General features: G+C 46.6%; 13 protein-coding genes. All 13 read left to right on the forward strand.

The window, feature by feature from the left end; all coding sequences use genetic code 11:
- Positions 1 to 12: 12 nt before the first annotated feature.
- The 13 genes from ilvA (at position 13) to ACH3Y6_RS04535 (ending at position 14062) form a co-directional block, all read left to right on the forward strand.
- Entirely contained in the window at positions 13 to 1290 is a 1278-nt protein-coding gene (ilvA, locus tag ACH3Y6_RS04475) for a threonine ammonia-lyase (protein ID WP_490834382.1), read from the forward strand.
- A gap of 235 nt (positions 1291 to 1525) precedes the next feature.
- Entirely contained in the window at positions 1526 to 3970 is a 2445-nt protein-coding gene (gene thrA, locus ACH3Y6_RS04480) for a bifunctional aspartate kinase/homoserine dehydrogenase I (RefSeq protein ID WP_490834383.1), read from the forward strand.
- Between the two features lie 57 nt (positions 3971 to 4027).
- The gene (locus ACH3Y6_RS04485) at positions 4028 to 5005 is read left to right on the forward strand and encodes a homoserine kinase (RefSeq protein WP_490834384.1); all 978 of its coding nucleotides are present in this window, start codon (positions 4028 to 4030) and stop codon (positions 5003 to 5005) included.
- A gap of 29 nt (positions 5006 to 5034) precedes the next feature.
- On the forward strand, positions 5035 to 6333 hold the full coding sequence (thrC, locus tag ACH3Y6_RS04490; protein ID WP_490834385.1) for a threonine synthase: 1299 nt from the start codon (positions 5035 to 5037) through the stop codon (positions 6331 to 6333).
- Positions 6334 to 6431: 98 nt separating this feature from the next.
- The gene (locus ACH3Y6_RS04495) at positions 6432 to 8177 is read left to right on the forward strand and encodes a family 43 glycosylhydrolase (protein WP_490834386.1); all 1746 of its coding nucleotides are present in this window, start codon (positions 6432 to 6434) and stop codon (positions 8175 to 8177) included.
- Between the two features lie 264 nt (positions 8178 to 8441).
- Positions 8442 to 9020, forward strand: a complete 579-nt coding sequence (locus tag ACH3Y6_RS04500; protein WP_490834387.1) for a Crp/Fnr family transcriptional regulator — start codon at positions 8442 to 8444, stop codon at positions 9018 to 9020.
- 112 nt (positions 9021 to 9132) lie between these two features.
- Positions 9133 to 9795, forward strand: a complete 663-nt coding sequence (locus ACH3Y6_RS04505; protein ID WP_490834388.1) for an NADPH-dependent F420 reductase — start codon at positions 9133 to 9135, stop codon at positions 9793 to 9795.
- A 27-nt stretch (positions 9796 to 9822) separates the two neighbouring features.
- The gene (locus tag ACH3Y6_RS04510; RefSeq protein WP_490834389.1) at positions 9823 to 10401 is read left to right on the forward strand and encodes a YceI family protein; all 579 of its coding nucleotides are present in this window, start codon (positions 9823 to 9825) and stop codon (positions 10399 to 10401) included.
- Between the two features lie 24 nt (positions 10402 to 10425).
- The gene (locus ACH3Y6_RS04515; protein WP_490834390.1) at positions 10426 to 10890 is read left to right on the forward strand and encodes a DoxX family protein; all 465 of its coding nucleotides are present in this window, start codon (positions 10426 to 10428) and stop codon (positions 10888 to 10890) included.
- Positions 10891 to 10917: 27 nt separating this feature from the next.
- Complete coding sequence (locus ACH3Y6_RS04520; RefSeq protein WP_490834391.1) at positions 10918 to 11568, forward strand: NAD(P)-dependent oxidoreductase; 651 nt, start codon at positions 10918 to 10920, stop codon at positions 11566 to 11568.
- 18 nt (positions 11569 to 11586) lie between these two features.
- Positions 11587 to 12468 (forward strand): 4,5-DOPA-extradiol-dioxygenase, encoded by an 882-nt coding sequence (gene ygiD / locus ACH3Y6_RS04525; RefSeq protein ID WP_490834392.1) that lies wholly within the window; start codon positions 11587 to 11589, stop codon positions 12466 to 12468.
- Positions 12469 to 12532: 64 nt separating this feature from the next.
- Positions 12533 to 13213, forward strand: coding sequence for an alpha/beta hydrolase (locus tag ACH3Y6_RS04530; RefSeq protein ID WP_490834393.1), 681 nt, complete (start codon positions 12533 to 12535; stop codon positions 13211 to 13213).
- A 57-nt stretch (positions 13214 to 13270) separates the two neighbouring features.
- Positions 13271 to 14062 (forward strand): glucose 1-dehydrogenase, encoded by a 792-nt coding sequence (locus ACH3Y6_RS04535; RefSeq protein ID WP_490834394.1) that lies wholly within the window; start codon positions 13271 to 13273, stop codon positions 14060 to 14062.
- Positions 14063 to 14152 lie beyond the last annotated feature (90 nt).

Consider the following 14152-nt stretch of genomic DNA (forward strand, 5'->3'; position numbering starts at 1 on the left):
AAAGTGCCGGGGATGAGAAAAATGACCAATATGGATACCCGATCAAGTACCGCAACCCCCACACTGGATTTTGAAAGCGCCAAAAAGCGTTTGCAGAAGATAGTCAACCGTACCCCGCTTACGTATAACCACAATTTATCTCGAAAGTACCAGTGTGATGTATTCCTGAAAAGGGAAGACCTGCAGGTGGTGCGGTCGTATAAACTGCGCGGCGCATATAATATGATGAGCAGCCTTCCGCAGGAGCAGTTGCAGAAAGGGGTGGTCTGTGCCAGTGCAGGAAATCATGCACAGGGTTTTGCCTATAGCTGCAAAAAACTGAATGTGAAAGGGGTGATATTCATGCCCATCATCACACCTAACCAGAAAGTGAATCAGACCAAAATGTTCGGGGAAGGTTTTATAGAAGTGGTGCTTACGGGTGACACTTTCGATGATTGTGCTTTTGCTGCCAAAGAATATACGCAGGAACATGGCATGACTTTTATCCCGCCATTTGATGACCTGCGTATCATTGAAGGACAGGCCACAGTGGCGATGGAGATCATGGAAGACAGGTCGGATATTGATTATGTCTTTGTTCCGGTTGGCGGCGGTGGATTGGCTGCGGGTATTGGCGCTTATTTTAAAACATTTTCTCCCAGAACAAAAATCATCGGTCTGGAACCAGAAGGTGCGCCATCTATGTCTGAAGCCTTAAAAGCCGGACATCCTGTTACAATTGAGAACATTGAACGTTTTGTTGACGGTGCGGCAGTGAAAAGGGTCGGTGATGTAACATATAATATCTGTAAAGATGTGCTGGACGATATGCACCTGGTACCAGAAGGCAAAGTCTGCACTACGATCCTGCAGTTATACAATGAAGACGCGATCGTAGTAGAACCAGCCGGGGCATTATCTATAGCCGCATTGGACGATTATGCTGATGCGATCAAAGGGAAGACCATCGTTTGTGTAGTGAGCGGCAGTAACAATGATATTGACCGTATGCAGGAGATCAAGGAACGTTCACTGCAGTACGAAGGACTGAAGCATTATTTCCTGATCCGCTTTGCCCAGCGGCCGGGTGCTTTAAAAGAGTTTGTAAACCATGTACTCGGCCCTGGTGATGATATTACCCGTTTTGAATATATGCAGAAGCATAATAAAGAAACCGGGCCTGCTTTGGTAGGTATAGAGCTGAAGTCGAAACATGATTATGAAACACTGTTGGAAAACCTGAACCGTTATCATATCAACTATACAGAGTTGAAGCAGAACGATAATTTGTTCGGTTATCTCGTATGATGAAAACATTTTTTAATTATCTTAGATCACGCTTAGCAAAAGATGCCATTACAGCAGTTACATATCACATCCACCATAGCAACAGCCCCGCTGTTCGCAACTGCTATTATTACCATTACAACCCTGTAAGGGGTTATACAATATCATATCATCTTCGGGCTGTTACAGCTGTTCTCCCTCAGGGAAACCAGTATCCTATTTTCAAAACATTTATTCAAGCAACAAGTATCCAGATATGCAGGTATTAAAATTCGGCGGTAGTTCCGTAGCCAATTCAGTAAACATCAACCGGGTAGTTAGTATTGTACAGTCTTCTGTGCAGAAAGAAACCACGATTCTCGTAGTGTCTGCATTGGGTGGTATCACGGATAACCTGCTACATGCCGGTGAACTGGCTTCGCACGCAGATGAAGCCTATAAACAGTTGTTGAAAGAGATGGAAAGCCGCCACCTCGATACCGTACGTGAGCTTCTGCCTATACAGCAGCAGAGTGCCACACTGAGCCTGGTAAAGCAACAGTTTAATGAACTGGAAGGGATCTGTGATGGTGTATTCCTGCTCGGTGAGTTGTCTGCCCGCACCAAAGACCGTATCGTGAGTTATGGAGAACTCTTGTCTTCCATGATGATCTCGGCAAAGTTCCAGTCGCTCGGAGTGAACCAGCATTGGCTCGATTCACGTAAACTGATCGTCACCAATTCCAGCCACGGCAATGCGGTGGTGGATTTTACACAGACAGAGAAAAATATCCAGGATTATCTCAAGGCTAATCCACACCAACTATATGTTGCTCCGGGTTTCATTTCCAGTGACGCACATGGCAATACCACTACGCTGGGTCGTGGCGGCTCCGATTATACCGGTGCTATCTATGCAGCTGCGGTGCAGGCCAGCGCATTGGAGATCTGGACAGATGTGAGCGGTATGATGACCGCCGATCCCAGGCTGGTGCAGAATGCCAGACCCATACAACGCATCTCTTACCAGGAAGCCATGGAATTGTCGCATTTTGGTGCCAAGATCATTTACCCGCCTACCATACAGCCAGTGATGAAAAAACAGATCTCCGTTTGGGTGAAGAACACATTTGCGCCGGACGACTTTGGAACATTGGTGGAACATGAATCGGCTGTTACGCCGGATAGTTTTATCCGTGGTATTTCCAGCATTAACCGCATCAGCCTGTTAAGTCTGGAAGGAAGCGGCATGGTAGGTATTCCCGGTTTCTCCAAACGTTTGTTCGAAGCATTGGCACAGGAAAAAGTGAATGTGATCCTGATCACCCAAAGCTCTTCAGAGCATTCGATCTGTGTAGCTATTAATGAAATTGATACCGATAAGGCAAAACGTTCTATCGATCATGCTTTTGACCATGAGATCCGTTCCGGAAAAGTAGATCCGCTGAAAGTGGAAACAGGCCAATCTATTGTGGCACTGGTAGGTGAACAGATGAAGAGTCATCCGGGTATCAGCGGTAAAATGTTCGGTGTGCTGGGCAGGAACGGCATTAATGTAAGGGCTATTGCACAGGGTTCATCCGAAAAGAACATATCGGCGGTATTATCTTCCGCTGATGTTAAAAAAGCGATCAATGTATTACACGAAGAGTTTTTCGAAACCACTTATAAACAATTGAACGTATTCATAGCCGGAACTGGTAATGTGGGAGGTAAACTCATCGGGCAGATTCAGAAACAATTCAAATACCTGCAGGATCATCTTCGTCTCCAGATCCAGATCACGGGACTGGCCAACAGTAAGCGTATCCTGATCAACGAAGAAGGGGTGAATCTGGCTGACTGGAAACAGGACCTGCAGCAGGCGCAACAGGGCAATATCCATGACTTTGTGCAACAGATCATCCAAAAGAATTTACGCAACAGTGTATTCGTGGATGTTACCGCCAATGCGGAAGTGGCATCTGTGTATGGCTCATTGCTGGAGAAAAGTGTTTCTGTGGTGGCTTGTAATAAAATAGCCGCTTCTTCTTCCTATGCATCGTATAAGAAATTGAAATCACTGTCACGCGAGTACAATACTTCTTTCCTGTTCGAAACGAATGTGGGCGCTGGTCTGCCGGTGATCGGAACTTTGAACGATCTCTTACGCAGCGGCGACCAGGTGAACCGGATACAGGCGGTGCTGTCCGGCACGCTCAACTTTGTATTCAACCACTACGATGCCACCCGCCCGTTTGCGCAGGTGGTACGCCAGGCACAGGAAGAAGGGTATACAGAGCCGGATCCGAGGCTTGACCTGGGTGGTACCGATGTGATGCGTAAGATCATGATCCTGGCCAGGGAAGCCGGTCAGCAACTGGAAATGGAAGATATCAGCAACGAATATTTCTTACCGGCTTCCTGCTTTGAAGGAAGTGTGGAAGATTTCTATGCAGAAATGGAAAAACAGGAAGCGCATTTCCAGGCCCTTTACCAGGCCGCCGCCGATAAGAATTGCAAGCTCAAATTCGTGGCACAATATGAGAACGGTAAAGCATCGGTAGGATTGCAGCACATACCTGCGGATTCTGATTTCTATCACCTGTACGGTAAAGACAACCTGGTCTTGTTCTACACAGAGCGGTATCCCGAACAGCCATTGGTCATTAAGGGTGCCGGCGCCGGCGCCGATGTAACGGCGAGTGGTGTGTTTGCAGATATCATCCGGGTAGCGAGATGAGGAACCTGTTTCACAGATTAGCTTTTGGAGTTGACCGGTGAAACAAAAAAGATTCATATGAGAATGTTTTGCAACAATACTTTCTTTTATTCCCCTTTTGGTAGCGAAGGAGGCGGGATCATAACGGTACACGCACCGGCAACGGTTGCCAATATGGTCTGCGGTTTTGATGTACTCGGTTTTGCGGTGAATGAACCGTATGATGAAATGCATATCCGCTTTTCCGATAAACCCGGAGTGACCATCGTCAACCTGGATGCGTATAACCTGCCCACCCAACCCGAATTGAATGTGGCAGGTGCCGCGTTACTGGCTATGCTGGAAGAGATACCGGAACCGATAGGCTTTGAGCTGGCTATCTGTAAACATATCAAACCCGGAAGCGGTGTGGGTTCCAGCGCGGCAAGCTCTGCAGGAGCAGTGGTTGCCGCCAATCGGTTACTGAACGATCGCTTCAGCAAACAGGACCTAGTCCGTTTTGCGATGAATGGAGAAAAACTGGCATCGGGCGTAAAACACGCCGATAATATTGCACCCTGTATCTATGGGGGCGTAACACTGATCAGATCCATCTTTCCGTTGGATATTGTTCCACTCACCGTACCGGAACTGTATGTGACTATTGTACACCCACAGATAGAAGTAAGAACGGCAGATGCACGAGGTATCTTAAAACAGCAGGTATTACTCAAAGACGCTATACGCCAGTGGGGTAATATCGCAGGGCTGGTAGCAGGCTTGTTGCAAAAAGATTATGACCTCATTGGACGTTCGCTGGAAGACGTTTTGATCGAACCGGTCAGAAGTATCCTGATCCCCGGTTTTGACAATATAAAAAAGAAAAGTCGCGAAGCCGGCGCACTGGGAGGCGGCATCTCAGGCAGTGGCCCTTCCATTTTCATGCTGAGCAAAGACGAAACCACTGCCAGAGAAGTACAGGCACAAATGCATGCCGTATATGAGAAGCTATCACTCGATCACCATACCTATGTCACAACGATCAATTGCACCGGTGTACGTTTCATTGATCAGTAATATTCACCATTCACCATTGCCCATTTACTATGCATTACTACAGTCTCAATAAAAAAGCACCCAATGTCAGTTTCCGTGAAGCCACCATACAGGGACAGGCTCCGGATAAAGGATTGTATTTCCCCGAAACCATTCCAACGGTAGACCCGCTAATCATCAAAAATTGTAACGATTATACCCGGGAAGAACTGGCCATGCTGGTGATGCAACCTTATGTGGGAGATACCATCGATGAAAAAAACCTGTTCCGTATCGTTTCTGAAACCATCGGGTTCGATTTTCCGCTGGTGAAAGTGAATGAACGGATCTCTTCGCTGGAACTGTTTTATGGACCTACGCTGGCTTTCAAGGATGTAGGGGCACGTTTCATGAGCCGCTGCCTGGGTTATTTTTCACAACAGGCAAAAGACAAGGTCACCGTACTGGTAGCCACTTCGGGTGATACCGGCGGCGCCGTCGCCAATGGATTTTTGGGTGTGGAAGGTGTGGAAGTCGTGATCCTCTATCCTTCGGGTAAAGTGAGTCCCGTGCAGGAATTACAGTTGACCACCTGTGGACAAAATATCAAAGCGCTGGAAGTCTCAGGTAGTTTTGATGATTGCCAGGCCATGGTGAAAGATGCATTCATGGATACTGATTTGAATAAGGCATTACAGCTTACATCCGCCAATTCCATCAATGTGGCGCGTTGGCTGCCGCAGCAGTTATATTATTTCTTTGCCTACCAGCAATGGCAGGATAAGGAACAAGCCCCTGTGATCGCTGTCCCGAGTGGAAATTTTGGCAATATCTGTGCAGGTTTGCTGGCACATATCAGTGGTTTGCCGGTGAAACATTTTATAGCCGCCTGCAACGTGAACGATGCAGTGCCCGAGTACCTGCGTACCGGTAATTATGCAGCTAAAACAGCCGTACCCACTATCTCCAATGCCATGGATGTGGGAAGTCCCAGTAATTTCATCCGCATCATGGAACTGTTTGACAATAAATACGAAACGATCCGGGAAAAGATCTCCGGTTATACGGTTACGGATGAAACCACTCGTGAGACTATTGCCGATGTGTACCATCAGTATGGATATATCCTTGATCCGCACGGTGCTGTTGCGTACCATGCTTTGCAGGAATACCTATCCGGGCATCCCGGCGAGGCAGGATTCATTCTGGAGACTGCACACCCGGTCAAGTTTCCTGATACGGTAGAAGCCATGATCGGGAAAAAAATAGAAGTGCCGGCATCAGCGCAATACCTGTTCGGGTTGGAGAAGAAGAGCATCACCATGAAAGCCTCTTTTGCTGAGTTGAAGGAATGGTTGCTGAACGGATAGGCTGAGAGCTTGAAGACAATCTTCCGTGCGTGATTTTTTTCACCGCGGAGGCGGGGAGAGCGGGGAGGAGGTGCAGAGAATAATAGTACATTTATTATATGAAACTACGTTTTGCTTTTTGCCTGGTTGTACTGGTGGCGATGGTCCATGCAGTGAACGCACAACAGAAGACCTACTGTAATCCGATCAATGTGGATTATGGATATTGTCCTATTCCCAATTTTGTGGAGCAGGGGAAACACCGGGCAACAGCCGATCCGGTGATCACCCTGTTCAAGGGCAACTATTACCTGTTCTCCACCAACCAATGGGGTTACTGGTGGAGCCCTGATATGCTGAACTGGCATTTCGTATCGCGTAAGTTCCTCAAACCCTGGCACAAAGTATATGACGAATTGTGCGCGCCGGCCACACTGGTGCTGGGCGACACTTTACTGGTGATCGGCTCCACCCATGAAAAGAATTTCCCATTGTGGATGAGCACCAACCCGCAGAAAGACGAGTGGAAAGAAGCGGTGGACTCCTTCCAGGCCGGTGCCTGGGATCCCGGATTTTTTGTAGATGATGACAAGCGCGTATACCTGTATTGGGGGTCCAGTAATTTCTACCCGATCTACGGACAGGAAATAGACCGCAAGACCCTGCAACCCATCGGTGAGAAAAAAGAACTGATCCGCCTGCACGATACTGTGCACGGATGGGAGCGTTTTGGCGAGCATAACGATAACACTTTCCTCAAACCTTTTATGGAAGGTGCCTGGGTGAACAAACACAACGGTAAATACTACCTGCAATATGGTGCTCCCGGAACTGAATTCAGTGGTTATGGCGATGGGGTATATGTGTCTGATAGACCCATGGGCCCCTTCACCTATCAATCGCATAATCCCTTCTCGTACAAGCCCGGTGGTTTTGCCCGTGGTGCAGGGCATGGTGCTACCTACCAGGATGTATACAACCAGTGGTGGCATGTATCCACGATCGTGATCGGATCAAAGAATAATTTTGAAAGACGCATCGGTATCTGGCCCGCACAGTTCGATCAGGATGGGATCCTGTCTGCCAACACCGCCTTTGGCGATTACCCGCATTACCTTCCCTCCGCAACCGCGGATCATACCCATTCGCAGTTCACCGGGTGGATGCTGCTGAACTACCAGAAGCCGGTAAAAGTATCTTCTACCCTGGGTGCTTTTGCAGCCAACCTGGCGGTGGATGAAGACATCAAGACCTACTGGAGCGCAGCCACTGCCAATAAGGGCGAATGGATCCAGACCGACCTTGGAGCGCTGTCCACCGTGAATTCCGTACAGATCAACTATGCCGACCAGGACGTGACGCTGATGGGAAAATCCACCACCACCTATCATCAATACAAACTGTACAGTTCAGTGGATGGGATCAACTGGAAACTGCTGGTAGATAAAAGCCAGAACAAGACGGATGTGCCCCACGAATACATAGAATTGCCCAAACCCATACAGACCCGTTACCTGAAACTGGAGAACATACACATGCCCACCGGCAAGTTTGCCATCAGCGGCTTCCGGGTATTTGGCAAAGGTGGAGGAGATGTACCGGATGCAGTGAAACATTTTGTGGTACTGCGTGGCGAGAGCGAACGGCGCAACAGCTGGCTGAAATGGGAAGTGAATCCAACGGCCACCGGTTATACCATTTACACGGGCACCGCACCGGATAAACTGTATACCAGCATCATGGTATACGGCAAGAATGAATACTATTTCTCCGCCATGGAAAAGGACCAGCCTTATTATTTCCAGATAGAGCCTTTTAATGAGAATGGCGTAGGCAAGAGAACCGCAATCACCAAGGTCGAGTAAACCTCTGCGAACCTCCCTGCTCTCTGCGGCTCTGCGGTGAGTGGTCAATCGTGAGCCGTGAGTAGGAAGTTGGCAATAGTGAATGGTCAATGAGTGTGAGAACCAAGTGCACCCCCCAATTTTAGATTCCCTGATGGATGATGGCAAACTGCATCATGAAGCAATACGGGATATTGCAGCTGGCATTGGCTCCGGATAAATTAGTGTATCCGGATTAGGGAGGTGAATCAGATTTTTTGGGATCTTTACAGACAATTCATTCAGATGTACGAATTATTCTTCCGTAAGTTCAATGAAAAGATTTCTCTTACAGAGGAAGAAGAGACGCTGGTAAAACAGTATCTGACGCCGAAGAAACTACGCAAAAAGCAATACCTGCTGCAGGAAGGAGACATCTGTAAGTCCATAGCATTTGTAGAAAAGGGAGCATTAAGGGCATACTCGGTGGATGAAAAAGGCAATGAACACATCATCCAGTTTGGCCTGGAAGGATGGCTGATCTCAGACCTCTATAGCTTTCTTTCCAATGAACCTGCCACTTACAATATTGATGCTATTGAAGATGCCGAACTGGTACTCATAAGCAAGTCGGCTCACGAAGAACTATTAAGGAAACTGCCCAAATATGAAACCTTTACCAGGCTGAATATTACCGGTGCATACCTTGCCATGCAGAAAAGATTAACCTCTATCATTAGTTCAACACTGGAAGAACGATACACGGGCTTTATCAATCTCTACCCCAATATCGTACAACGTGTACCCCAACACATGATAGCTTCCTATATGGGCCTCACCCCGGAAACCCTGAGTCGGGTTCGTCAAAAAATGATTCGCAAGTAATTTGTAATCAATGATTTGCAACTTTCATTGATTTTTGTCAATGCCATTTCTTGCCCAAACGCAATGGAACCAGGCATCGCTGGAAAGTAGTTTTGTGTAATAAATAAAAATTATGCAAACCAAACAAACCATAGCGATCATAGGTGCCAATGGTAATATGGGATCGGCCATTGCCAAAGCAATCGCAAAAGGACCGTACAGGTTGCTTTTAAAAGGAAATGACCAGTCCGCACTGGATGCATTGGTCCAGGGAATCAAATCCCTGAATGCATCTGCTGATGTGGAAGCGGCTGTTTGTACCACAGAAGCCAGCTGGGAAGCGGATATCATTATCCTCGCTGTTCCGTTTGAAGCTGAGAAGACAATAGCGCCACAGATAAAGGAAGTGGCCAACCAGAAAATCGTGATCAGTATTGCCAACCCTTTGAATGGAAATTACAATGGTTTGGTGACCCCGCCAGATACCAGCGCGGCAGAGGAATTACAGAAACTGCTGCCCGGCTCAAAAGTGATCAAGGCATTCAATACCACATTCGCGGCAGACTTTTCTACTCCGATTATTGATGGAAAGCAGGTAGACGCGTTTATTGCCGGAAATGATGAAGAGGCTTTACAGACCGTATCTGAAATAGTCGCAACTGCAGGGTTTCATCCGATCGTGGCTGGTGATTTAGCCGTTAGCAGAACCCTGGAAAACATGCAACTGTTGCTAATTCAGTTGGGTATGAAATACCATTACAACTGGTTGGCCGGCTGGAAAATATTACACAATTAATCTTCTTACATAAACAAAAAACAACTAATGAAAAAAGTAACACTCATCCTCGCAGCATTTATTGCATTGACCGCATTTACAGCCGCAACCGTAACATGGGAAAATGATGACCCGCATTCGCAGCTCGGTTTTACCGTAACACACCTGGGTATTTCCAATGTTTCCGGCACTTTCAATGATTTTGATGCAAAGATCAACACATCCAAACCCGATTTCAGTGATGCTTCGTTTGAGCTGACCGCTAAATCGGCTTCTATCGATACCCGGGTAGAAGCAAGAAACAACCACCTGAAAAGCGCTGATTTTTTTGATGTGGCCAAATATCCTGAACTCACATTTAAAAGTACTTCACTGAAGAAAACCGGAAATAACCAATACAAGCTTACCGGTAACCTTACCCTGCACGGTATTACCAAAACGGTTACTATGGACCTGAAGTATAGAGGCCTGGTTGTCAACCCCATGTCGAAAGCCAATACAGCAGGTTTTCATTTGGAAGGAGCGATCAAGAGATCTGATTTTGCTTTAGGCAATGGGTTTCCGCCTCCGATGATCAGCGATGAAGTACGTATATACGCAGATGGAGAATTTACACAAAAACCATAGTAGCATAACGAAATACTTACAGGAATGAAAAACACAATGAGCAGAAATATTGAATCCGCTACCACAGACCTAGCATTGTTAATCGCCAGGATCGGTATAGCTATCCTGATGCTCACACACGGATTGCCAAAAATGAGTATGCTCTTTTCCGGTGACCCGGTGCAATTTCCGCCAGTGATGGGTTTGGGAGCAAAAACTTCACTGGGTCTTGCTGTTTTTGCAGAAGTGATCTGTTCTGTACTGATCTTAGCCGGTTTCGCAACGAGGCTGGCTACCCTGCCGCTGATCATCACCATGCTGGTAGCAGTTTTTGTTATTCATGAAACAGATCCTTTCAAGGTAAAAGAGCCGGCTTTGTATTATCTGTTGGTATACATAGTACTGCTTTTGGCGGGTAGTGGTAAATTCTCTGTAGACTATTTACTCAGTCACAAAAACAGGTTACTGGGTTTTAGCAATACCCGAACAGGCGATCAATCTTATCAGTAATAACCATTATCAACTCAAATAGTAAAAATGAAAGTAGCTTTAATAGGAGCATCGGGATTTGTAGGCAGGGCGATCTTAAGAGAGCTGTTGCAGAGAGCCCATCAGGTTACAGCAATTGCCAGGAATGTTGGGAAAATAACACCCGCGGAAAATCTGAAGGTCATTTCTGTAAATGTATTGGATGAAGCCGCCCTGCAAACTGCCATCACTGGTCACGAAGCCGTTATCAGTGCGTATAATCCGGGATGGACAAATCCAGACTTGTATCAGGAATTTTTAAAAGGATCACAGCGCATCCAGGCAGCCGTTAAAAATGCGGGAGTCAAACGATTCATTGTTGTAGGTGGAGCAGGTAGTTTATTTATTGCCCCGGATCTGCAGGTTGTAGACACCAAAGAGTTTCCCGCAGATATAAAACCAGGCGCATTAGCAGCCAGGGATTACCTGACCCTGCTTACAGAAGAGACCGAATTGGACTGGACTTTTTTAAGCCCGGCAATAGAAATGCACCCCGGAACATCAGGTGTGCGGAAAGGAACCTATCGAACAGGGTTGGAGAACCCGGTCTTTGATGATAACGGCAGAAGTATTCTGTCTGTAGAAGATACGGCAGTGGCGATAGTAGATGAACTGGAAACACCCAGACATATACGGCAGCGTTTTACAGCAGCTTATTAATCCCAAATGCCGGTTGGAATGAAAAGGATACAATTTGTAAAAACAATCGTAAAAGGAGTAGTGGGTATGACAACATTGGCAGCATTCAAAAGTTTTACAGGCGGATTAGCCGAGCAGGAAAACAGTATGCCTGTTCTTTTTGTAGGTCATGGTTCGCCAATGAATGGTATTGAGGATACGGAATTCAGCCGCAGATGGACACAGATGGCAAAGGAGATACCGGTACCAAAAGCAGTATTGGTCATCTCGGCACACTGGTTTACAAAAGGAACACGGATAACGGCTATGGATTTTCCGAAGACCATACATGATTTTGGCGGCTTCCCCCAAGCGCTTTTCGATGTTCAGTACAATGCCCCCGGAAATCCGGCTCTGGCCAAAAAAGCGGCGGAATTGCTGCATTCGGCGAAGGTGACATTAGACCACGACTGGGGATTGGATCATGGTGCATGGACAGTAGTGAGACATATGTACCCCGAAGCAAATATACCCGTACTGCAATTAAGCATCGATTATACCAAAGGCCCCCAATACCATTACGATCTGGCAAAGGAACTGTATGCGCTTCGGAAAAAAGGAGTTTTAATAATGGGAAGCGGCAATATGGTCCATAATCTGCGGATGGTAGCATGGGATAAGTTGAACGATGCAAACTATGCTTATGACTGGGCCTTGCAAATGAATGATAAGTTTAAGGAATTGATACAGGCCGGTGATCATAGATCCCTCATTGATTATACCGCATTGGGCAGGGAAGCGATGCTGGCTATTCCAACGCCCGAGCATTACCTGCCATTGATGTATACCCTGGGGATCAAGACCGATAAGGACAAGGTCTCATTTTTTAACGATAAAGCAGTAGGCGGTTCACTTACGATGACATCGGTACGACTCGGATAACAGGGCCGCCTGTCATTTGTTTGCAGAAGGATCGCGCTTGGTTTATCATTAAAACAGTATAAAGATGATTGTTTCAGAAATAAGTCAAATAGTTACGGATACCGGCAAGGAGCTTTCCCTGCCCTATCTTGTACGGGAGCCAAAACTTGTCTCAACAAGAAAACGGGCCATTATTTTATTGCATGGGGTGGGCAGTAATGAGCAGGATCTCTTTGGCCTGGCCAACCGGTTACCGGCGGATAGTTATGTTATTTCGCCCAGGGGCCAGTTCATACTGGGCCCCGGACGCTATGCCTGGTACCAGGTTGACTTTTCAACCGGGAAGCCGATGATCAATGAGGCGCAGGAAATATCCAGCAGAGAACGGATCCTGACTTTTATCAGGCAGATAAAGCAACAATACAAGGTAAATGAAGTGTATATAGGCGGGTTTAGCCAGGGCGCCATCATGAGTTATGGTATTGCACTCACGCATCCGGATGTAGTGCAGGGCCTCATAGCTTTAAGCGGCCGCTTGCTGGACGAGATCAAACCTATTGTATTTGCGGGGGAAAAGAGTTACCTTAAAGGTCTTAAAGTGTTTATCGCACATGGTGTGCAAGACACTGTACTGCCAGTTTATTACGCAAGGGCCGCAAAAGAGTACCTGGAAAAATTAGCCATTCCCCTAGCCTATCACGAATACCCGACAGGACATGAAATCAGTAGCCTCGTGCTCGATGATCTTAATAACTGGTTGAAATAAACGGCCAGATGGTTTATTTGTGCTTTAGTGATTGTTAACTACTTAAAATAAACGGAAATGAAAAATTTTGAAAACAGAACCTTCATTGTTACCGGCGCAGCTATGGGACTTGGTCTTGCAGCAGCGAAAGAACTTGCTTCAAAAGGAGCAAACCTGACACTGGTGGATTTTAATGAAACGGCGCTGAATGAAGCAAGCAAAGAAATTGGCAAACTATCGCCTGCGGGAAAAATAATTACAGTTACAGCAGATGTTTCTAAAGAAGAAGCAGTAAAGAATTATGTAGACGAAACCCTGAAAACATTTGGTCGTATTGACGGACTATATAATAATGCTGGTATTGAGGGTAAACAGGCGGGAATGACAGCGTATGATGTGGCCATCTTCAAAAAAGTGATCGATATCAACCTGATGGGGGTGTATTATGGTATGCGTTATGTTATTCCGGTGATGCAGAAGCAAAAATATGGCCGTATTGTAAATGTGGCTTCTGTGGGTGGTATCAGGGGCGTATTGAACCAGGTTCCCTATGTAGCCAGTAAACATGCGGTCTCTGGTATGACGAAAAATGCCGCACTGGAATACGGAAGAGATGGGATCAACACAAATGCCATTGCTCCCGGAGCCATATTAACGCCCATGGTGGCAGAAGCTTTTCGCCAGGTGAACCCGGCAGATCCCAAAGCTGCAGAAGCCGAGTACGCAAAAGCCAATCCAACCAAACGATTGGGACTGCCCGAAGAAGTAGCCAAAGTGGTAGCCTTTTTACTGAGTGAGGATGCTTCTTATGTAAATGGACAAACGATCGCCATTGATGGTGGCCAGTCCAATAGCTATGGAAATGTTTGATGATACCAGGTATAGGGTGTTTAGTAAAAGCGTAGGAAAGATTAGTTAAAAGCAGGCATCGGGGATAACATATATATGGTTGTTTCCGAT

The sequence above is a fragment of the Sediminibacterium sp. FW305-C-269 genome (assembly GCF_058231045.1).